Below are 20,962 nucleotides of genomic sequence, written 5' to 3'. Positions count from 1 at the left end.
GAAAAATCGAGAGACGCACTGCAAGATTGGCGCAGGGCTTCGCCGTCATGGTGCATAGCGACCATGGGGCGGGGGGCAAGCGGTATTCCGTTACTGAAGTGCCGGTGACGGCAGACGCTTCAATCTTTCAGTTCTTGCGACAATCAGCAGTGCTGTCCGTATCCAGGCTGGCGTATGGCTTGAACGCTGGAACCTGTGCAGCGAGCGCATCCTGCGTGGCCTTGAGCTTGTCGAGGTTGTCACAGATCTTGAGCGCCTGCTCCTTGAGCTTGTCGGCTTGTGCTTCGATCTTGTCGCCGATCTTGTCGGTCTCGCCGCTGAAGACGCCCTTCAGCGCCTCGCCGGCGGCCTGCACGCCCAGGGTGGCGCCCTGTTTTCCGACCTCGATACCGTGCTGGGCGATCTCGCTGACCTCGCGGCGATAGTCCAAGGTCAACTGGCGCTGCGAATCCGTCAGGGTGATGGCCTTGCTGCCGATCGACAAATTGCCGCTTGCGTCAATCGCAGCGGCAGGCAGGCCATCGACGCGCAGTACCAGCTTGTCGTCATGAAAGATGATGTCCTGGTGTCCCGTGCTGTCCTGGGTGCGAGCCGTTTCGGAGCGACTACAGGCGCTGGCGACAGCGACAAGCATGACCAAGGCGGGGATGAGATGACGCGATTTCATGAGCAGATGCCCTCGCAGGCGGGACGTCAATCGGTGTGTGGGATCTTCACGTTGCCGCGTACATCGCTGTGACGAACGTCGCCACTGCCCTTGCGCCGCAGTGTCAGATCGCCGGAGGCATTGCGCACGTTCAGATCGCCGGAACCAATCGAATCGACAGTGACGCTTCCCTTGACGTCGGTGACGGTCACGTCGCCGGAACCGATCCGGCCGATGTCGACCGATCCATCGGCGCCGAAGATCTTCAGATCACCGGATCCGACATCGCCGACGTTGACCGGGCCGCGCACGCTGCGGGCGGTGACGTCGCCCGATCCGACGCCGAGCAGCTTGAACGTGCCGATCTCCTGCAACGTCAAGTCGCCCGAGCCGGTCCTGGCAGTGACCTGGCCCTTGATGTTGCGGACATCGACGTCGCCTGAACCTACCTGCACGTCCAGCGTGCTGCCACCGTTGACCCAGGTATCGCCCGAGCCCGAGTTGATCTGCACCGACAGGGTGTCCGGCAGGGTGGCCTGGATGTCGAGGGTCGAATAGCTGCTGCCGAAGCTGATCTTGAACGGACGATCCTCTCCGAGCTCGACGATCAAGCGGTCGCCGTCGCGTTTCTGGCTCAGCTTGAGGTCCTTCAACAGCTCGGCGTGGGATGCACAGGCGCGGCCTTTCACCGATGCATTGGCGCCAGGCGAAGCCTGCAGGTGCAGCTTGTTGGAGTTGACCTCGAAGCTCACCGACTTGATGCCGGTCAGGTTGAGATCCAGCGCGCGCGGTTCGCTGAACTTGCAAGCGTCCTCGGCCATGGCCAGGGCGGGCAGCATCAGCAGGGCAGTGGTCAGCAGCAGTCGCATGGTGATGTCCTCATGGGAGTGAATGGCTTGCAGCAGCCTGCACATCCGTGTGCGTGGGAATCAGATTTCGCCAGCACGGCGGCGCAGATAGATGGCCGCTGCGATGAAGGCGATACCGATGGCGGCGCCGATCCAGATATCGGGATTGCTGTAGACCTGCGCGGGGTTGTTGTGCGCAATCAGCCAGTTCAGCGCGTCGGCCGGGCTATGGATGTCGTCGCCGTTGATCGAGCTGCCTTCCAGACTGCGCGGCCACCAGGCACCCGGCACCACGCTCAGCAGCCCGCGGAAGGCGACGATGTACCAGACCCAGCCGATCGGCAGGTGCACGCCCGGCATCGCGCTAAGGATGCTGATCATCACGCAGGCCAACAGCGGCACCAGCACCGCCCACAGGAACGGTTTGCTCTTGGCCCAGGACGAGCAGAACATCAGCCAGCCGATGGTCGGCAGCGACCACAGCAGGCCCATCGGCACGGTCGTCAGCAACACGCCCAGCATCCGGAACGGGTGCGAATGGGTGGCCAGCGCCCACGAGTTCGGCGCGCCGGCGGCGGTGGCGCCGAGTATCGCCACCAGCCACAGCACGACGCCGACCAGTACGCCGATGACGATCGCGATCAGCGGTGCCAGCAGCAGCGCCCAGGCGGCCTTGGCCAGCACGGTCTGGGTGTCGGAGATCGGCAGCGATTTCCAGAACAGGATGCTGCGGTCGCGGCGGTCGTCGTACAGGCTGCCCAGTGCATAGAAGAACACCACGAAGGCCAGCACGATCGAGGCGATGCCGATGCCGCTCAGCAGCAGGAAATCGCCGACCGAGCCCAGCGTGCGGGTGTATTCCTGCATGTTGTCGATCTGGTCGGTTGCGTCTGCAAAGCGACCCCTGTGCGCGGTGATCACGCCGATCACCGCACCGAGCAGGGCGAAGAACACCGCGATGCCGCCGGTGATCACCTGCGCCCAGAAGAAACCGCCGCGGTTCTCCCAGAACTCGCGCTTGAGCAGCCATGCGAAGGTGCCGCCCTTGGAAGTCTTCAGCGTTACGGCGTTCATGCGTAGGTCCCCTTCATGATGGCGACGAACAGGTCGGCGAGGCCGGGATTGCGGGTTTCACCGAACTCGGCGAGCTGGCTCTTGGCGATCCCGTCGAACAGCATCACGGTCTTGCCGAAGGGCAGGGCGCGTTCGTCGATCGGGCCCAGCGCACGCGCCTGGGCGACATGCTCGGCCGGCACCAGCACCTCGGTGTAACGCTCGGCCAGATGCTCGGTCTCGGCCGACAGCACCATCTTGCCGTTACGGATGAACATCACGTCGGTGAGGATGTGCTCGATCTCCTCGACCTGATGGGTGGTGACCAGGATGGTCTTCTGCTCGTCGAAGTAGTCCTCCAGCAGGCGCTGGTAGAACTGCTTGCGATACAGGATGTCCAGGCCGAGCGTGGGCTCGTCCAGCACCAGCAGGCGCGCGTCGATCGCCATCACCAGGGCCAGGTGCAGCTGCACGATCATGCCCTTGGACAGTTCACGCACGCGCAGCTTCGGATTGAGCTGGGTGTTGGCGAGGAAGCGCTCGCACTTGCTGCGGTCGAAGCGCGGGTGCACCCCGGCGACGAAGTCGATCGCCTCGCCGACCCGCAGCCAGCGCGGCAGCACCGCAACGTCGGCGATGAAGCAGACATCGTTCATCAGCTGGTTGCGATGGGTGTGCGGGTCCAGGCCCAGCACACGCAGCTCACCCTCGAAGGGCGTCAGGCCCAGGATTGCCTTCAGTGCGGTGGTCTTGCCGGCGCCGTTGGGGCCGATCAGGCCGACGATGCGGCCGGCATCGATCTGGAACGAAGCGCCGTCCAGGGCCAGTTTGTTCTTGTAGGCCTTGCGCAGGCCTTGGGCGAATACGACGGGTTCGGATGCGACAGTCATGAGGATTTCCCCGGGGGCAGCAATTCTTCCAGACTCAAACCCAGCCGCTGGATGCGCTCCAGCACAGCCGGCCATTCCTCGTTGAGGAAGCGCTCGCGCTCGCTGCCGCGCAGCTTGAGTGCGGCTTCCTCGGTCATGAACATGCCCAACCCGCGGCGCTTCTCCACCAGGTTCTCGTCGGCCAGTTCCTGGTAGGCGCGCGAGACGGTGATCGGGTTGAGCTGGTACTCGGCGGCCACCTGGCGCACCGAGGGCAGGGCATCGCCCGGCTTAAGGATTCCGTCCAGCATCATCGCGATCACGCGTTCTTTCAGCTGGCGGTAGATGGGAGCGCCGTCGCTCCATTGAATATCACTCATGGGTCAGCTCCGTGGACGCAGAACCTGCGCGAAGGAGAAATAGGGCATCGACATCGAGGCGCGCTGGCGGCGTACCGGCCGGGCAGGGGTCTCGGGGGGAGTCGCGTTTTCCTGATCCGTTTCCGAGGCGCCATAATCGACGCCGGTATCCGTGACCCAACTGGAAGCGGCCCCCAGACATCCTGCAGAGAGCATCGCGACGCCGCACAGCAACAGTAGGTGCGGTTGTCTGAAGAGCCTGGAGTACATGGTGCCCCCTGCGTTGGGTGACTGGTGTTGTATGTGACTATAACACCGACACGCACAGTGTCAACCAGCTGTCATACCCAACCAATGGCAGGGGTGGTTCCATCCTGCCGCCTCCGAGTGATGTCCAGATGAGTGCATTCAAGAAGCTGTCGACCCTTGTATTTGCGGGGTTTTTCGCGATATCCGGCACTGCGCTGGCCGATTCGCTGCTGGACGTGACCTATCGCCCGCTGGCTGGCACCACCCCGGTGAAGCTGAACGATGCATACGGCGGCAAGGTGTTGTTGGTGGTCAATACCGCCAGCAAATGCGGATTTACCCCGCAATACGAGGGTCTGGAGGCATTGCAGAAACGCTTCTCGGCGCGCGGGTTCTCGGTGCTGGGCTTCCCGTCCAACGACTTCAAGGGCCAGGAACCGGGTTCGGAGAAGCAGATCCAGGAGTTCTGCACGCTGACCTACGGGGTCAAGTTCCCGATGTTCGAGAAGGTCCACGTGATCGGGGACGAGGCCACGCCGCTCTACAAGGAACTGACCCATGACACCGGCGTGGCGCCGGGCTGGAATTTCCACAAGTACCTGATCTCACGCGATGGGCGGGTGGTGGCGCAGTTCCCGAGCAAGGTGCGTCCGGACGATCCGGCACTGCTGGCGGCGATCGAGCGCGAGCTGGCTGCGCCGGCGCGTTGAGTTTTTTTCCGTTGCCCTTGCTCAAGGCAAGGGCAACACCGGCCCGGTTAAGAGGATTTTGAAGCGGGTCGTGATTGTTTGCCTTTGGTCGGCGCGTGGCGACGCGTTCGTCAGTACCGTCGCCTCGTGTTTTCCGGGGCGCCCCCTCTCTACTTCCGCCGTGCCTGCATGCGACAATGTCAGGTCTGCGCCGGCGGCGCTGTTCTCACATCCAGGAATCGCAGCGAATGAAGATGGCAATGCGCGGCGCGGCAGCGTCGCTGATGATCGTGGCAATGTCGGTTTCCCTGCCTGCAATGTCGCAACAACCCGCCGCTCCCGCGGCCAGCAAGGAGACCTCGCTTTTGACCACTGATCGACAGAAAGTCAGCTACGCCATTGGCCTGGACGTGGCGCGCTCGTTCGAGCCGATTTCCCAGGACATCGATCTGGCCTCGCTGCAGCGTGCGATCGAGAATGCATTCAAGGGCGGCAAGCCGCTGTTGTCGGACGAGCAGACCCAGGCCACCGACACCGCGCTGCGTACCACGCTCGCCGTGCGTAACGGCCAACAGGTTCCGGGCATGGCGCCGGGCAGCCAGCCGCCGTCGGTGTCCAAGCAGGATGTCGGCCTGATGCTCGGCGACCGTGCGGTCGGTCCGTCGCTGGCGCGCATCCAGGACGACATCGATCTGTCGGTGCTGATGCAGGCCGTGCGCACCGTGTTCGACAAGGGCACGCCGGCGATGACCCAGCAGGAAGCCGCCGCGACGCTGCAGGCCTTCGGCACTGCCAAGCAGAGCGCCGCCGCCGGCAAGAATCGTGAGCAGGGCAATGCCTTCCTGGCCAAGAACAAGACCGAGAAGGGTGTGATCACCACAGCGTCCGGCCTGCAGTACATGGTGCTGCGCCAAGGCAGTGGCGAGCGCCCGATGGCGGCCAGCAAGGTGCGTGTGAACTACGAAGGCAAGCTGCTCGACGGCACTGTGTTCGACAGCTCCTATACGCGTGGCGAACCGGTCGAGTTCAGTCTCGCTCAAGTGGTCAAGGGCTGGACCGAAGGTCTGCAGCTGATGCCGGTGGGCTCGAAGTATCGCTTCTGGATTCCTTCGAATCTGGCCTATGGTCCTGAAGGAACCCAAGGTGGTCCGATCGGTCCTGACGCAACTTTGACTTTTGATGTCGAATTGCTGGGTATCCTCCCGTAATCCCCCACAGGAGTATCCCCACCCATGCGAGTTGCGATCTTCGGGACCGGCTACGTCGGCCTCGTTACCGGTACCTGTCTGGCTGAAGTTGGTCACCACGTCATCTGCGTGGATATCGATCAGGCGAAAGTGGATGGTCTCAATCGCGGGGTGATCCCGATCTACGAACCCGGCCTGGAGCCGATGGTGAAGGCCAACCACGGCGCAGGCCGGTTGGGCTTCACCACCGACGCAGCCGAGGCGATCACGCACGGCGAAGTGGTGTTCATCGCCGTGGGCACGCCGCCGGACGAAGACGGCAGTGCTGACCTGCAATATGTGCTGGCGGTCGCACGTACGATCGGTCGCCACATCACCGGGCCGACGATCGTGGTCAACAAGTCGACGGTGCCGGTGGGTACCGCCGACAAGGTACGCGCCGCGGTGGCCGAGGAACTGGCCGCGCGCGGGCTGGCCTTCGATTTCGACGTGGTCTCCAATCCGGAATTCCTGAAGGAAGGCGACGCGGTTGCCGACTGCATGCGCCCGGACCGGATCGTGGTCGGCTTCAGCCGTCCGCAGTCGGTGGCGGTGATCCGCCGCCTGTATGCGCCGTTCATCCGTAATCACGACCGCATCGTCGAGATGGACGTGCGTTCGGCCGAGCTGACCAAGTACGCCGCCAACGCGATGCTGGCGACCAAGATCAGTTTCATGAACGAGATCGCCAACATCGCCGAGCGTGTCGGCGCCGATGTCGAACAGGTGCGCAAGGGCATCGGTTCGGATCCGCGCATCGGTTGGCACTTTATCTACCCGGGTGCCGGCTATGGCGGCTCGTGCTTCCCGAAGGATGTGCAGGCGCTGGCCCGTACCTCCGAGCAGTATGGACACGAGCCCAGGCTGCTGAACGCGGTGGAGGCGGTCAACGATGCGCAGAAGGGCCACTTGTTCGAGCTGATCCAGCGCCACTACGGCGGCTCGGTCGCGGGCAAGACCTTCGCGGTGTGGGGGCTGGCGTTCAAGCCCAATACCGACGACATGCGCGCGGCGTCCAGCCGTCGGCTGTTGGCCCAGTTGTGGGAGGCCGGCGCCAAGGTGCGGGCTTATGATCCGGAAGCGATCGAGGAGGCCAAGCGCATCTTCGGCCAGCGTGACGATCTGGTGTTCTGTGATTCGGCTTTCGCGGCACTGGACGGCGCCGATGCGCTGGTCGTGGTGACCGAGTGGAAGCAGTTCCGCAGCCCGGATTTCGCCCGGATCGGGCAGGCGTTGAAGGACGACGTGGTGTTCGACGGTCGCAATCTGTACGATCCGCCGGAAATCGAGTCGGCCGGCCTGGCCTACTACGCCATCGGACGAGGTCGTTCGCTGCATGCATGAAGAAATGACGCCGCGCGAACAGGCCATCGAAGCGCGGCTGGTGGAGCTGGAGATGCGCCTGTCCTTCCAGGAACAGGCGCTGGCCGAACTGAGCGAGGCACTGGCCGATGCACGCATGGCCGGTGCACGCAATGCCGAGGTGATCCGTCACTTGCTGGATGACCTCGGCAAGGTGCGGTCGGCGTTGTACTCCGAAGATCCAGCGGACGAACCGCCGCCGCCGCATTATTAAGTCTCGGTAGGCTCGGCTCCACCGATTCCGTTCCATCGACGTTCCATCGAGTTGTCTGTCCCATGAGCGATACACTGCGCGACCAGTTACTTGGCCTGGGCTTCAAGCCTGCACCGAAGCCCGAACGCAAACCCGAGCGTAAACCCGAGCGCAGGCCTGACCACAAGCCTGACCAGCGTGGTGCGCATCCCGGCAAGGGCGCCAGGCCCGCAGGCGGCAAGCCGCATCCGGGGCAGGCGAAGGGTCAGCGTCCACATGGCGGCAAACCGCGCGAGCGCGAGGACATCGAGCTGGCCAAGGCCTATGCGATCCGTGCACAGAAGGAAAAGGACGAGCGGATCGAGGCCGAGCGACTCAAGCAGGAAGAAGCTCGCCTGCGTCGCGAGGCACGCACGAAGCTGGAGGAGATGCTCAAGGACAAGGGACTCAACCAGCCCGATGCCGAGATCGCCCGCCACTTCCCGTATGGCGGCAAGATCAAGCGCATCTACGTGACGGCCGACCAGCTCAAGGCGCTCAATGCCGGCGAGCTGGGTGTGGTCCAGCTCAACGGGCGTTATCTGCTGGTTACCGCGCAGGTGCTGACCGAGGCCGAGGCGATCTTCGCTCAGGCGGTGGCGCTGAGAGTCGATCCGAATGCGTCGGCGGAAGAGGATCCGTATGCGGATCCGAGGTATCAGGTGCCGGACGATCTGGTCTGGTAAGCGGCTGAGCCGGCATCTTCGTCCGGGACATCGTGCAATTGCCGGTGTCCCGCGACGGATGCGGATGAAAGCGCTGCGATTGTTTTTTCTACGGGCGGGCCGGTGACGGCGCCGCCCGTAATTTATCCGCTCACGAAGTTGCTCACGAAGCCGGGCGTGGGACTGGTTTGTCTTCGGGAGGGTTCTCCGCCTGCCACCAGCCACCGCCCAGCGCCTGGAACAGCGTGGCGGTGTTGCCCAGACGACTGGCCACGGCCTCGGTCTGGCCCAGCAAGGCTTCCCGATAGGTCTGTTCGGCCTGGATCAGCGCCAGTCGATCCAGATAGCCGCGATCGTGCTGGCGGCGGGTCAGGTCCAGCGCGGTCTTGGCCGCGGTCGTGGTTTCATCGGCGGCTTGCAGGGCCTCGGCATCGCTGTGGATCGCCTGCAGCGTATCGGCCACGTTCTGGAATGCGCTCAGCACGGTCGATCGGTACTGCGCTGCCGACTGACGCAGCGATTCGCGCGCGGCACGTTCGCGATGCTTCAGCGTGCCGCCGTCGAACAGCGACTGGCTGATGCCGAGCACCACTTCGAAGAACTGGCCGCTGGGCCAGAACATCTGATCGAAATGGCTGGCCGATCCGCCGAAGTTGGCGTCGATCGAGAACTGCGGCAGCCGTGCGGCGCGCGCCACGCCGACCTGCGCGGTGGCCGAGTGCAGTTGTTCTTCTGCCGCGCGCACGTCCGGGCGTTGCTCGATGAGCTGTGATGGCAGGCTCAGTGGCAGCTCTTCAGGCAGCTTGAAACTGTCCAGATCGAACGCCGGAACCTCTGCCTCTTGGGTCGCGCCGATCAAGGTGCGCATCAGATTGCGGTTCTGCTCGAACTGCTTGCGCAGCGGCGGCAACTGCTGCCTGGCCTGTGCCAGCGCGCTTTCCTGAGTGGCCAGATCCAGGCGCGAGGCATAGCCGGCCTGCAGTTGTCGCTGTGCGAGCCCGACCGCAACGACGTTGTCGTCGATCATCGCCTGGGTGATCTCGATCTGCCGGCGCAGCAGGGCATCCTGGAGCGCGGCGGCGACCACGTTCGTCGCCAGGGTGATTCGGGCCGCTTCGAACTGGAAGCGCTGGGCGTTCATTTCCGCCTGGGCCGACTCGACCTGACGGCGAATGCCGCCAAACACGTCCGGTGCATAGCCCACTGTCAACTGCGCGGTGTGGAAGTTGTAGATGACCGGCGAGTTGTAGGGCGCGGTGCCGCCGTCGCTGGCAGGCGTGCCTTCACCGGTGCTGATGACCGAGCCGTCGCCCTGGATGCCCGGCGAATTGCCTCCTTCGTTGCCGGCGAGCTTGGTGCGCGATGGCGAGTAGCTGGCCTGCAAGGTCGGGAAGAAGAAGCCGCGTTGCGCGTAGACGTTCTCCTGCGCGGCGCGCAAGGATGCCTGCGCCGCTTCCAGGTCCGGGTTGGCGGCGAAGGCTTGCTGGATCAGTGCATCGAGTTGCGATGACTGGAACAGCGTCCACCAATCGGCCTGGATATCGCGCTGTGCAGAGAAATGCTGCGCCGGCGCGGCTGCCGATGACACCGTGCTGTCGGGCAGCGCGGTGGGCGAATAGCCGTTGGCCTCGGGCAGGGTGGGGCGGACGTAGTTCGGTCCCACCGCGCAACCGGACAGGAGCGTGATGGCGGCCGCGAGCGTGGTGGTGACGAGAGCAGGTGCGGATTTCATGGTGCGCTTATGCCTCGCCTGGCTCGGCTGCGGTGAAGGTCAGGTCCGGCTCGGAGAATTTTCCAAACCGGCGCAGCGCCAGCGGCAGCACCAGCAGCGTGAACAGCGTGCCGGTGACGATGCCACCGACGATGACGCAGGCGAACGGGCGCTGGGTCTCGCTGCCGATGCCCTGCGAAAGCGCGGCAGGCAACAGGCCAAGCCCGGCCATCAAGGCGGTCATCAGGATCGGGCGCAGACGGATCACCGCACCTTCCACGGTGGCCAATGCCAGTTGCGATCCCTGACGCATGCGATGCATCACTTCTTCCACCATGATCACGCCGTTCTGGACCGAGATGCCGGCCACCGCGATGAAGCCCACCGCTGCGGATACCGACAGGTGCAAACCCGCCAGACCGAGTGCGGCCAGGCCGCCGACCACGGTGAACGGCACCATGCCCAGCACCAGCGCGGCCAGACGCACCGAGCGGAACGCCCAGAACAGCAGTGAGAAGATCAGCAGCACGGTCAGCGGGATGATCACCATCAAGCGCTTCGCGGCGCGCTGCGAGTTCTCGAACTGGCCGCCCCAGCTGAGGTTGTAGCCGGATGGCAGTTTCACCTGCTCGGCCACCACGCGCTGCGCCTCGGCGACAAAGCTGCCCTGGTCGCGACCTTGCAGGTTCATCTTCACGATCACGCTGCGCGAGCCTGCTTCGCGCAGGATGCGCGCGGCACCCTGACGAACTTCGACCGTGGCCACATCGCTCAGTGCGATGGTGCCGTTGCCCGAGGTGCTGTCCGGCAGCGCGAGTTGCAGTTGGCCGATGGCATCGGCGCTGTTGCGATCCTTCTCGGCGATGCGCACCACCACGTCGAAGCGGCGGTCCTCTTCGTAGAAGCTGGTCACACCGACCCCGGACATGGCCTGGGTCACCAGATCGTTGACGTCGCCGATGGTCAGGCCGTAGCGGGCCAGGCGCTGGCGATCGGGCGTGACCACCAGTTCGGTCTGCCCGCCGATCTTGGTGGCCTCGACGTCGGTCGCGCCGCGGATGCGCTTGATGACATCGACCACCTGATTGGCCTTGTCCTCAAGGATCTCCAGGTTGTTGCCGGTGATCTTGGCGACGATCTCGCCGCGGAAGCCCGACAACGATTCCTCGACGTTGTCCTGGATCACCTGCGAGAAGTTGGTGGTGATGCCGGGAATCGTCGCCAGATTCTTCGACATGTCGGCCACCAGCGCCTCCTTGTCGGAGAAGCGCCATTCACCGCGCGGTTTAAGATCGACCAGATTCTCCAGATTGTTCGGGCCCTTCGGATCGGAGCCGTCGTCGGGACGTCCGACCTGGCTGATCACGTGCCTGACCTCCGGATAGGCGAGCAGCCTGGCGCGGACCTGGCGTTCGATCGCCTTGGTGGTGTCCAGCGAGGCGGCGGTCGGCAGGGTGATGGTCAGCCAGATGTTGCCCTCGTCGAGCTTGGGCATGAACTCGCTGCCCAGTCGTGGTGCAAGCAGGAATGCGATCACCACCGGCAACCCGGCCAACAACAACGTGGCACGCGGGGTGCGCATCGTGAGATCGAGAAAACGCCGGTAACGCGTTTGCAACCATTCCAGCCAGGGCTTGTGCTTCTCGACCAGTGGGCGCTTCTGCACCAGGAACGACAGCAGCGTCGGCAGCAGCGTGTAGGTCAGCAGCACCGCACCGAGCAGCGCGAAGGTGAGGGTCAGCGCGACCGGCGTGAAGATCCTGCCTTCGACACGCTGGAAGGTGAAGATCGGCACGAACGCCAGGATGATGATGGCCTTGGAGAACAGCACCGGCGCCGACATGTCGCTCATCGTTCGCTGCAGCACGTGCATGCGATGGGTGCGGGCGGCTACCGGATCGGCGTTCTGGATCGGATTGATCGCCAGCCGCACCATCAGGGCTTCGACGATGACGACGGCGCTGTCGATGATGATGCCGAAATCGACCGCGCCCAGCGAAATCAGGTTGGCCGACACCCCCTGCAGATTCATCAGGATGAAGGCGAACAGCAGCGACAACGGAATCACCGTGGCCACCACCAGCGCGGCGCGCCAGCTGGACAGGAACACCACCAGCACCGCGATCACCAGCAAGGCGCCGACGATCAGGTTGTGGGCCACGGTGCCGACGGTGTGGCGTACCAGCTCGGTACGGTCGTAGATCGGCACGATCTTCACACCGGGCGGCAGTCGGGTCTGCAATTGCGCGATGCGTTCTTTCAGGTCCGCGTTGATCTTGGACGGATTGCCGCCACGGATCATCGACACGATGCCTTCGACGATGCTGTCGCGATGATCGGCGCCGACGATGCCGAAGCGCGGACGCTCGCCAATGCGCACCGTCGCCACGTCGCCGACCGTGATGGGGCGGCCTTCGTGTGCGGTGATCACGGTCCTGCGGATGTCGTCGAGATTGGTGAACAGGCCACTGGCGCGCACCACCAGCGAGGCATCGCCCTGATCGACCAGGCTGCCGCCGGCATTGCCGTTGCCATTGCCGACCGCGCGGCTGACCTGATCGAGCGTGATCTGGTATTTGCGCAGCGCAAGCGGATCGACCTCGATCTGGTACTCCTTGATCGCGCCGCCGAAGCTGACGATGTCGGCGACGCCGGGGGTCATGCGCAATGCGGGGCGGATCGTCCAGTCCTGCAGCGTGCGGATGTCGGCGTCTGACATCCCGGGGGCCTCGATGGTGTAGCGATACACCTCGCCGACGGCGGTGGAGAGCGGTGCCAGTTCCGGTTGCACGCCGCTGGGCAGATCGACGGTGGTGAGCTTCTCCAGCACCTGCTGGCGGGCGAAGTAGTTGTCGGTGTCGTCGGCAAAGGTGAGCGTGACGATCGACAGCCCGCTCATGGTGACCGAGCGGATGTTGATCAGCTGCGGCACGCCGGCCAGTTCGCGCTCGATCGGCATGGTCACCGAGCGCTCCATGTCCTCCGGCGCCTGGCCCTGCATCTGCGAGATGACCTGGACCTGCACGTCCTGCACGTCAGGAAACGCTTCGATCGGCAGATTCGACAACGCATGTACGCCGAAGCCAACCAGCGCGGCGACCAGTACCAGAATGAATACACGCTGGGTCAGCGTGAACGCGATCAGCCTGTCGATCATGACGGATCGTCCACGCCTGCATCCATCTGCGCATCGAGCAGCAACGCGCCCTTGGTGACGATGCGTTCGCCACCACTGAGGCCATTGCCGACGTAGCTGAAATCGCTGCCGCGGGTCAGCAGTTCGACCTGGCGCCGCTGGAATTCACTGGGCTTGGTCTCCACGAACACGTAGGCGTGCACGCCGCCGATCACGATCGCGCTGTTGGGCACGCGCACGCCGGTGCCGTTGGCCTGCAGGATCGAGGCGCGGACGAACATTTCCGGCAGCAGCTTGCGTTCGGGGTTGTCCAGGCGCGCGCGTACCGTCACCCGGCGGGTGCTCGGATCGACCACGCCGCCGATCTGCACGATCCTGGCGGTGAAGCGTTCGCCCGGATAGGCATCGCTTTCGATCTCGACCGCGCTACCGGTCTTGACCCGGCCCAGCAGAGCTTCGGGAAGGTCGATCATCAGCCACAGTCTGCTCGGGTCGGTGACCACGAACAGCGGGCTCGCCAGGCCTGGACCGACTTCCAGCGCGGGCGTCGCGTTGCGTTCGGTCACCACGCCGTTCAACGGGCTGGCCAGGCTGACACGCTGTCCCTGCACGGCGAGTCCGTGCGGATTGAGGTTCTTCAGGTGCTGTGAGGCGCGTGCGGTTTCGGCCTGGGCCTGCGCGTAATCGGCTTGTGCGGCCTCCCATTCCTTCGCGGCGATCGCTTCGCCCGGCACCAGATCTTTCGCGCGTTCCAGCGCCTGATGGGCCTGCGCTTCCTCGGCGCGTGCCTTGTCCAGCTCGGCACGCGCGGTGCCGAAGTCGGGCGAATCGATTTCTGCAAGGGGCTGACCGACGCGGACGGTGTCGCCCGGTTCCGCACGCAGCGCGACGATGCGGCCGGAGAACGCGACGGCGATACGGGCGGTCACATCCTCGTCATAGGCCACTCGTCCGCTCAGTACTTCGGTCAACGGCAATGGCGAAGCGGGAATGCTCTGCGACTGAATCATCGCCAACTGGGGCGCGCCACGCGGGTAGCGCACGGACTCCGGATCGCTACCGGCGGACGCCGCCGGTGGTGCATCCGTGTTCGGTTGATGCTGCTTGCTGCAGGCTGTCACGCCGATTGCCGCCAGTACCAGCAGGGTCGGTGTGACCCATCTCCAATTCGTCATGACCAGATTGAGTAAGCCCCAGGGTGCGGCGTAGATTGGGCGCCCAACCTTGCTTGAACCTTGCCCGGTACCGACCACGTGCGACTGCTGCTGATCGAGGATGACCTGGAACTGGCCAATGGGCTGATGAATGCCCTGGCGCAGTCCAACCACGCCACCGATGTGGTTCATTCGGGGGCTGCTGCCGTTGCCGCCTGCGCCACGACCCAGTACCAGTTGCTGGTCTTGGACCTCGGGCTGCCGGACGAGGACGGGATCCAACTGCTGAAACGTTTGCGGCAGCGTGGTGTGATGGCACCGGTGTTGATCCTCACCGCGCGCGATGAACTGCAGGATCGCGTGCGTGGCCTGGATGCCGGTGCCGACGACTATCTTTCCAAGCCGTTCGCACTGGTCGAACTGGAAGCGCGGATCCGCGCTTTGCTGCGAAGGGGGAATTCGTCGGGCGCTTCGGTGAGTTTCGGCGATGTCGAGTTCGATTCGACATCCAAGCGGGTCACGGTAAAAGGGCAGGAAATCGTGCTGACCGCACGGGAACTGGCGGTGCTGGAATTGCTGCTGCGTCGGCCGGGGCGCGTGGTGAGCAAGCAGCAGATGATGGAGTCGTTGTACACCTGGGATCAGGAGGCCAACCCGACGACGATCGAGGTGTTCGTGAGCCGGCTGCGTCGAAAACTGGAAGCGGCCGGTGCCGCCGTCGGTATCCGCGCTCTGCGCGGCCTGGGTTATCGGTTGGAACAGAATGGATAGACATCACGACCACAGCTTGCGGCGGCGATTGCTGGTCCGCCTGTGGGTGCCGTTGTTGCTGGTGATGGTGGCCAGTGCCTTGGGAACCTACGTGCTCGCGCAGCGGATCGGTACCTCGGTCTACGACCGCTGGCTGACCGACTCGGCGATGACGCTTGCGCAGCAGGTGCGTGTGCACGGCGATCGATCGACGTTGGATGTGTCCGACTCGGCCATCGCGATGTTCGAGTGGGACAGCGTGGATCGCATCTTCGAGGAAGTGCGTTCACGCAAGGGCGAGACGGTGTTCCGCAACGCGGCGTTTCCGCCGGCGCCACCTGATCTTGCCGCCGGTGAGCCGCACTTCTACGACGCGGTGATCGACAAGCAGCCTGTCCGTGTCGTCGCCGTGCTCGCCAGGCATCCGCGCGATGCGAGCGATGCCATCATCGTGCAGGTCGCCGAGACCAAGAACAAGCGCAAGTCGCTGGTCACCGATATTCTTTCGCTGGTGATCCCGTTGCAGACACTGATCATCATGCTGGTCGGTATTTCGATCTGGTATGCAGTGACGTCCAGCCTGCGCACGGTCGACAACATTGCCGCGCGTCTGGCGTCGTATCGCCCGGAAGGGCTTTCGGCAGTCGGTGATATCGCCGAGGCGCCGACCGAAGTCCGGCCGTTGCTGGATTCGATAAACCGGTTGATCGCCAAACTTGCCGATGCTCAGGAGACGCAGCGGCGCTTCATCGCCAATGCCGCGCATCAGCTGCGAACGCCGCTGGCGACGCTGCAGGTACAGACCGAGCGTGCCCTGCGCGAGTCCGATCCGGTGAAGCATGTCGATGCGCTGTCTCACGTCTTGACTGCGCTGGCGCGTTCGCAGCATGTGGCGCATCAGTTGCTGACCCTGGCGCGCTCGGAGCGTGTCGGTGAGCCCGGATTGCCGATGATGACCGTGGACCTGGCCGTCCTGGCGCGGGCCGAACTGGAGCGCTGGGTCGACAAGGCATCGACGCGCGATATCGACCTGGGGTACGACGGCCCGGAATCCGAGGTTTTCCTGCCAGGCGAGCCGCATCTGTTGCAGGAGTTGATGGGCAATCTGGTCGACAACGCGATTCGCTATGGTCGAGCGGGAGGCGTGGTTACGCTGAGCGTGAGCCCTTCACCGGTGGTGTTGCGCGTCGATGATGACGGGCCGGGTATCCCGGGTGAGGACCGGGATCTGGTGATCGAGCGTTTTTATCGTCGTCCTGCGAGCGCGGGTGATGGCTGCGGTCTTGGGTTGGCGATCGCGCGCGAGATTGCGGACAGGCATGGTGCGCAGTTGCGGATTGTGGACAACCCGCAGGGCGGTACGCGTGTTGAGGTGGTGTTCTAGGGCGCATCGATAGGCGGTCGGCACGTTTGCATCTGCAGTCCTTGCAGGTATTGCGGATGTCGATTCGACAAACGAGCATGTGATTGTTGGACGATGTGCATACCGGGCCAGCAGGCGCCGATGATTCAGGAGAACGAGGTTGGGTAAGTCGCTATCGATGGTGTTGGTTGCGTTGTTGCTTGCAGGTTGTGTCGATACGCAGAAGGAATCGGTGGTCAAGTCACCGCAGGAAAAGCCGGCCGAGGCCGCATCCGAACGCGCGGTAGCCACCGCGAAGGGCGGGCAGAGGGGCAACGGGCAACCCTATGAAGTGGTCGGCAGTGAGGTATGGGACGTGCCCGATCCGGTGTCCGGTCGCGATTACCAGGTATTCGTCGCCTTGCCGCCGTCGTACGCCGACAGCCCGGAACGGCGCTACCCGGTGCTCTACGTTACCGATGCTGACTACGGGTTTCCGCTGATCCGGCAGATCGCCCGGCGTTTGAATGGCAATGGCCCGGCGATCGATGACTTCATTCTGGTGGGGCTGTCCTACGCCAAGGGCGACGATGGCATGACCAGCCGCCGCCGCGACTACACGCCCACATCGAAGGGACCCAGCACGGCTCCTGCCGGCGCGGTGCACGGCATGGGCGCTGCCTATGTGACCTATCTGCGCGACCAGGCCCTGCCATTCGTGGCACGGCGTTATCGCACCGATGAAAGCAAACGGCTGTTCCTGGGACACTCCTACGGGGCGCTGCTGGGCACGCAGGTCCTGCTGACTGAGCCTGAGCTGTTCTCCGGATACATTCTGGGCAGTCCTTCCTACTGGTATGACGACCATTACATGGACGGTGTGGAATCGGCTTTCGCTGCTACCCACAAGGATCTGCCGGCCCGGGTCTACATGTACGTGGGCCAATACGAAGACATGAAGCCCGGTGATCCCCGCTATGCTCAAAGCGAAAACATGGTGACCGATGCTCGAAGAATGGAGCGGGTACTGCGCTCCAGGAGTTATCCGTCGTTGCGCTTGAAGCTGGACGTCCTCAACGACGAGGATCACCTGAGCGGGGCACCGCGTGGTTTCATCCATGGGCTGAAGTATCTGCTGGGTGCCGATGCGCACTGACCGCCCTCACGTCGTTGCAGCGCACATGGCCGTGACCGGCAGGACGGCCGGTCGGGAACGTGCTCCACAGACGTTCCACCCATAGGGGATAGGGATGATGTCGCGCCCGGGGAACGGTTATTTCGCGCATGTCGACGGCCTGCGTGCGATCGCGGTGCTGGCGGTCATCGCCTATCACCTGGATGCGCGTTGGCTGCCGGGCGGGTTCACCGGCGTGGACGTGTTCTTCGTCATCTCCGGTTTCGTGGTCAGTGCTTCGGTGGATCGGTTGCCGCGCGTCGGTGGCATGGCGGAGTTGCTGCGGTTCTATGCGCGCCGGCTGCGTCGGATCGCGCCGGCGCTGGTGGTGTGCCTGTTGCTGACCGCAATCGCCAGTGCGCTTTTCATTCCCGAGTCCTGGCTGAGCGAGACCAGTGACAGAACCGGGCGGATGGCGTTCGTCGGCCTGAGCAACTGGGTGCTGGCCAGTACCGGCAACGATTATTTCTCGCCGCGTACCGAGTTCAATCCGTACACGCACACCTGGTCATTGGGTGTGGAGGAGCAGTTCTATCTTCTGTTCCCGCTGCTGTTCATGGCGTGGACGCGTGGCCGTGGCGGGCGTGCACTGTCGCTGGCGTTGTTCGCGCTGGTGAGCGCCGCGTCGCTGGCATATGCGTGGATGCGTTCGCATGTGCCGGGCCACGAGATCGACTCGTTCTATCTGACGACCACGCGCTTCTGGCAGCTCGGGGCCGGGGTGCTGCTCTATCAGGGGATGACGCTGCGCGCGCGCGGCGGGCATGCGTGGATACCCGCGTGGCTGCGGACATGGCTTGCGCTGTGTTCGCTGGCGATCGTGGCTTACGGCCTGTGGTACGCACGGCCGGGGCATTCGCCCTGGATCGATGGCATCTGGCCGGTGTTGGGGACGTTGGGCCTGCTTGCGTTGCTGCATGGTCACGCCGGGTATGGGGTTGGGCGCTGGTTGTCGGCCGTACCGGTGGTGGCGATCGGTCGCATTTCCTATTCGCTGTATCTCTGGCACTGGCCGGTGCTGGTGGTGTTGCATTGGACCATCGGCCTCGACTCGCTGGCGGTGAAGGCGGGTGCATTGGCGCTCACGTTCGCGTTGGCGGCTGCGTCGTATCGCTGGGTGGAGTCGCCGCTTCGACACGCCGGCCCGCGCGCGTGGCGCAACGGCGGGCTGGTGCTGGCCGGTGTCGCCGCGCTGGTGTTCGCGGCGGGCTTGCAGTCGTTGGTGGTCAAGAGCCAGCCGTACACGTCGCTGAGTACGGTCAGCCGGCATCCGCTGGACTGGTATGCCTACGCGCGTGGCTTGCGCAAGGAATATCCGAATTGCAGGCAGGCTTCCTCGGTCGAGTCGGTCGACGGCATGCAGGTGCGGATCTATGGGCGCAGGGCTTGCGACCTCCCCGTCACGATGCAGCGCCAGTTGTTCGTGATCGGCGATTCGCATGCGCTGGCCTACAACGAACTGCTGCGGCGGCTGTCGGTGATCGATGGCGTGCCGGTGCGGTTGTACGGCCTGGGCGGTTGCGCGGTCGCGGACATGCAGGCCTGGCAGGGGCCCGATCCAGGATGCACGGCGCATTTGCAGGCGGCGATCGGGGACGTGCTTGCACGCGCACGGCCCGGCGACGTGGTATTCCTGCCCGGGTTGAGGATGCCGCGGCTGACCGATCAGGACACCCTGTTCGATCTCGCCTCGAACCTGGCCGAGATCCGCAGCCAGGCTGCCGTGCAAGGCCGTGCCGCCCTCGTATCGGCCACGGTCGCGCAATTGCGACCGTTGGACGAGCACGGCGTGCGGATCGTGATCGAAGCGCCCAAACCGCTGTTGCTGGCACCGCCGTATCGGTGTTCGGATGGGTTCAATCGCGGCAATCCGGTCTGCGCGAGGGGGATCCCGGTCGAGCGGAGGCTGATGGAGGCTTATCGCACCCCTGCGCTGGAAGCTCTGCGGGGGATCGCCGCGGCGCTTCCGGACGCCAGCCTCTGGGATCCGTTCCCGCAGTTGTGCGGCCCGGCGCGGTGCACCGGCGAGCAGGACGGGCATCCGCTGTACTTCGACGCCGACCACCTCAGCGGTTACGGCAACCGGGCCTTGCTGCCGTCGTTCCGGGCGCACCTGCTGCAACTGCCGCCGCCGGCCGGCTGACCAGGGCGGATACCTGTCGGGCTGCGGCCCGGCAATGCTGCGGTGCGGCATGCGTCCTGGCGGGCGAACACGTCTAATTGGATCGATCCAATTACAGGCCAGTTGATCCCGATGCCTAGGGCGTGTCATCAATTCCCAAGCAGGTCGCGCCCTGGCGCCGCCCTCCTGCTCGTGTCGTCTGCGTGGCGCCGTCTCGCGTGAAGGCGGCTGGTCGCAGCTCGGACGGGCAGGGGGCCAGCGTCACGCTGGTCGACGTGGCGCGCGCGGCCGGCGTGTCCCGTTCCACTGTGTCGCTGGTGCTGCGTGGCAGCCCACTGGTGCGGGCCGACACGCGCGCGCGGGTGGAGGCCGAACTGGACCGCCAGCAGTACGTCTACAACCGTGCCGCCGCTGCGCTGCGCCAGCGCACCTCGTCCAGCGTCGCGCTGGTCATCAACGATCTGTCCAACCCGTTCTTCGCCGAATTCGCCGCCGGTGCGGCCGAGGCGCTGGGCGAAGCCGGCTACGTCACGTTGCTCGGCAGTACCGGCGAGTCGCCGCAGCGCCAGCGGGCGGTGCTGGCCTCGCTGCTGGAACACGCGCCTGCCGGCGTGATCCTGTCGCCGGCCGAAGGCAGCGAGCCGACCGGGTTGCGCAATGCACTGGGGCGGATACGTAACGTGCTGTTGTTCAATCGTGAGGTGGAAGGTACGCCCTGGGACCTGCTGGCGCTCGACAACGAGGCCGGCGCCGGGCTGGCCACGCGCCACCTGATCGAATTGGGCTACCGGCGCATCGTGTTCTTCGGCGATCACGCCTCCAGTGCATGTCGCCAGCGCCGGGCCGGCTATCGGTATGCGATGGAGGCGGCAGGATTGCCGACGCGCGTCGTCGCCGCGCCACCGGTCCGCCAGGACGCCACGGCCGCCGCATTGCAGCTGTTCGGGAACCTCGACGCTTCTGATCGTCCCGACGCAGTCGTCTGCTACAACGACAGCGTCGCGCTTGGGCTGATGGCCGGATTGAGCATGCATGGCCTGCGTGCCGGCATCGACGTGGCGATCACCGGCTTCGATGACATCGCCGAAGCCGCGCTGGTGACGCCGGCCTTGACCACGATTGCCGCCGATCCGCGCTCACGTGGGCGCGAGGCGGCGGGCCTGCTGCTGCAACGCCTGGAGGTTCCGGATGCACCGCCGCGCAACGTCACCGCCGCAGTGGCCTTGCGCGTACGCGCCAGCAGCGGCGCACCGGCACAGACCTCTCCGTTCTTGCATGACCCTGGCGCCGCGGGCGCGCAGGTTTCCCTTGTTTTGTGAGCCCCTCACAAGAGCGCCGCACATCCCTGTGCGGGTGTCCTTTCCTACCAGCCAGT

The 20,962-nt window shown here is 64.6% G+C and carries 18 protein-coding genes; 10 read left to right on the top strand and 8 right to left on the bottom strand.

The window, feature by feature from the left end:
* Positions 1–127: 127 nt before the first annotated feature.
* From AC3WJE_RS14175 to AC3WJE_RS14155, 5 genes are read right to left on the bottom strand one after another with little or no spacing between them, the layout of a single operon-like run.
* On the bottom strand, positions 128–634 hold the full coding sequence (locus AC3WJE_RS14175) for a DUF2884 family protein (RefSeq protein ID WP_493731456.1): 507 nt from the start codon (positions 632–634) through the stop codon (positions 128–130).
* Between the two features lie 59 nt (positions 635–693).
* On the bottom strand, positions 694–1,515 hold the full coding sequence (locus tag AC3WJE_RS14170; RefSeq protein ID WP_493731455.1) for a DUF4097 family beta strand repeat-containing protein: 822 nt from the start codon (positions 1,513–1,515) through the stop codon (positions 694–696).
* A gap of 60 nt (positions 1,516–1,575) precedes the next feature.
* Complete coding sequence (locus tag AC3WJE_RS14165) at positions 1,576–2,568, bottom strand: hypothetical protein (protein ID WP_493731454.1); 993 nt, start codon at positions 2,566–2,568, stop codon at positions 1,576–1,578.
* A complete protein-coding gene (locus AC3WJE_RS14160; RefSeq protein WP_493731453.1) occupies positions 2,565–3,437 on the bottom strand; it encodes an ABC transporter ATP-binding protein in 873 nt (290 codons plus the stop codon). The genes AC3WJE_RS14165 and AC3WJE_RS14160 overlap by 4 nt, the downstream gene beginning before the upstream one ends.
* Complete coding sequence (locus AC3WJE_RS14155) at positions 3,434–3,796, bottom strand: GntR family transcriptional regulator (RefSeq protein ID WP_140720371.1); 363 nt, start codon at positions 3,794–3,796, stop codon at positions 3,434–3,436. The genes AC3WJE_RS14160 and AC3WJE_RS14155 overlap by 4 nt, the downstream gene beginning before the upstream one ends.
* 377 nt (positions 3,797–4,173) lie before the next feature.
* On the opposite strand from AC3WJE_RS14155, the gene AC3WJE_RS14150 reads away from it, so the two are divergent.
* The 5 genes from AC3WJE_RS14150 to AC3WJE_RS14130 all read left to right on the top strand — a co-directional run bounded on the left by AC3WJE_RS14150 (position 4,174) and on the right by AC3WJE_RS14130 (position 8,219).
* The gene (locus AC3WJE_RS14150) at positions 4,174–4,734 is read left to right on the top strand and encodes a glutathione peroxidase (protein ID WP_493731452.1); all 561 of its coding nucleotides are present in this window, start codon (positions 4,174–4,176) and stop codon (positions 4,732–4,734) included.
* 227 nt (positions 4,735–4,961) lie between these two features.
* Positions 4,962–5,921 (top strand): FKBP-type peptidyl-prolyl cis-trans isomerase, encoded by a 960-nt coding sequence (locus AC3WJE_RS14145; RefSeq protein WP_493731451.1) that lies wholly within the window; start codon positions 4,962–4,964, stop codon positions 5,919–5,921.
* Positions 5,922–5,945: 24 nt separating this feature from the next.
* Positions 5,946–7,283, top strand: coding sequence for a UDP-glucose dehydrogenase family protein (locus AC3WJE_RS14140; protein ID WP_493731450.1), 1,338 nt, complete (start codon positions 5,946–5,948; stop codon positions 7,281–7,283).
* Positions 7,276–7,515 carry a SlyX family protein gene (locus tag AC3WJE_RS14135; RefSeq protein WP_493731449.1) on the top strand — a complete coding sequence of 80 codons (240 nt, stop codon included), beginning with the start codon at positions 7,276–7,278 and terminating at the stop codon, positions 7,513–7,515. Before AC3WJE_RS14140 ends, AC3WJE_RS14135 begins: the two co-directional genes overlap by 8 nt.
* Positions 7,516–7,577: 62 nt before the next feature.
* Entirely contained in the window at positions 7,578–8,219 is a 642-nt protein-coding gene (locus AC3WJE_RS14130) for a DUF2058 domain-containing protein (RefSeq protein WP_493731448.1), read from the top strand.
* 142 nt (positions 8,220–8,361) lie between these two features.
* Here the strand turns inward: AC3WJE_RS14130 and AC3WJE_RS14125 are convergent, their stop codons facing one another.
* Genes AC3WJE_RS14125 through AC3WJE_RS14115 form a run of 3 tightly spaced genes read right to left on the bottom strand, consistent with a single transcriptional unit; the run spans position 8,362 to position 14,220 of the window.
* A complete protein-coding gene (locus tag AC3WJE_RS14125) occupies positions 8,362–9,930 on the bottom strand; it encodes an efflux transporter outer membrane subunit (RefSeq protein ID WP_493731447.1) in 1,569 nt (522 codons plus the stop codon).
* A 7-nt stretch (positions 9,931–9,937) separates the two neighbouring features.
* Positions 9,938–13,066 (bottom strand): efflux RND transporter permease subunit, encoded by a 3,129-nt coding sequence (locus tag AC3WJE_RS14120; RefSeq protein ID WP_493731446.1) that lies wholly within the window; start codon positions 13,064–13,066, stop codon positions 9,938–9,940.
* Positions 13,063–14,220, bottom strand: coding sequence for an efflux RND transporter periplasmic adaptor subunit (locus tag AC3WJE_RS14115; protein ID WP_493731445.1), 1,158 nt, complete (start codon positions 14,218–14,220; stop codon positions 13,063–13,065). The genes AC3WJE_RS14120 and AC3WJE_RS14115 overlap by 4 nt, the downstream gene beginning before the upstream one ends.
* 78 nt (positions 14,221–14,298) lie before the next feature.
* Between AC3WJE_RS14115 and AC3WJE_RS14110 the strand changes: the two genes are divergently transcribed.
* From AC3WJE_RS14110 to AC3WJE_RS14090, 5 genes are all read left to right on the top strand, one after another.
* On the top strand, positions 14,299–14,970 hold the full coding sequence (locus tag AC3WJE_RS14110; RefSeq protein ID WP_493731444.1) for a response regulator: 672 nt from the start codon (positions 14,299–14,301) through the stop codon (positions 14,968–14,970).
* On the top strand, positions 14,963–16,333 hold the full coding sequence (locus AC3WJE_RS14105; RefSeq protein ID WP_493731443.1) for a sensor histidine kinase: 1,371 nt from the start codon (positions 14,963–14,965) through the stop codon (positions 16,331–16,333). Before AC3WJE_RS14110 ends, AC3WJE_RS14105 begins: the two co-directional genes overlap by 8 nt.
* Before the next feature lie 139 nt (positions 16,334–16,472).
* A complete protein-coding gene (locus tag AC3WJE_RS14100) occupies positions 16,473–17,447 on the top strand; it encodes an alpha/beta hydrolase (RefSeq protein WP_493731442.1) in 975 nt (324 codons plus the stop codon).
* Between the two features lie 97 nt (positions 17,448–17,544).
* Positions 17,545–19,608: an acyltransferase family protein gene (locus AC3WJE_RS14095; RefSeq protein WP_493731441.1), complete on the top strand. Its 2,064-nt coding sequence runs from the start codon at positions 17,545–17,547 to the stop codon at positions 19,606–19,608.
* A 182-nt stretch (positions 19,609–19,790) separates the two neighbouring features.
* Positions 19,791–20,906: a LacI family DNA-binding transcriptional regulator gene (locus AC3WJE_RS14090; RefSeq protein WP_493731440.1), complete on the top strand. Its 1,116-nt coding sequence runs from the start codon at positions 19,791–19,793 to the stop codon at positions 20,904–20,906.
* The last annotated feature ends 56 nt before the right edge of the window (positions 20,907–20,962 follow it).

This window comes from Pseudomonas sp. GW821-FHT07E12 (assembly GCF_058986605.1).
Note: the sequence above shows the minus strand (reverse complement) of the source record. Positions and strands in the feature narration are given on the sequence as shown.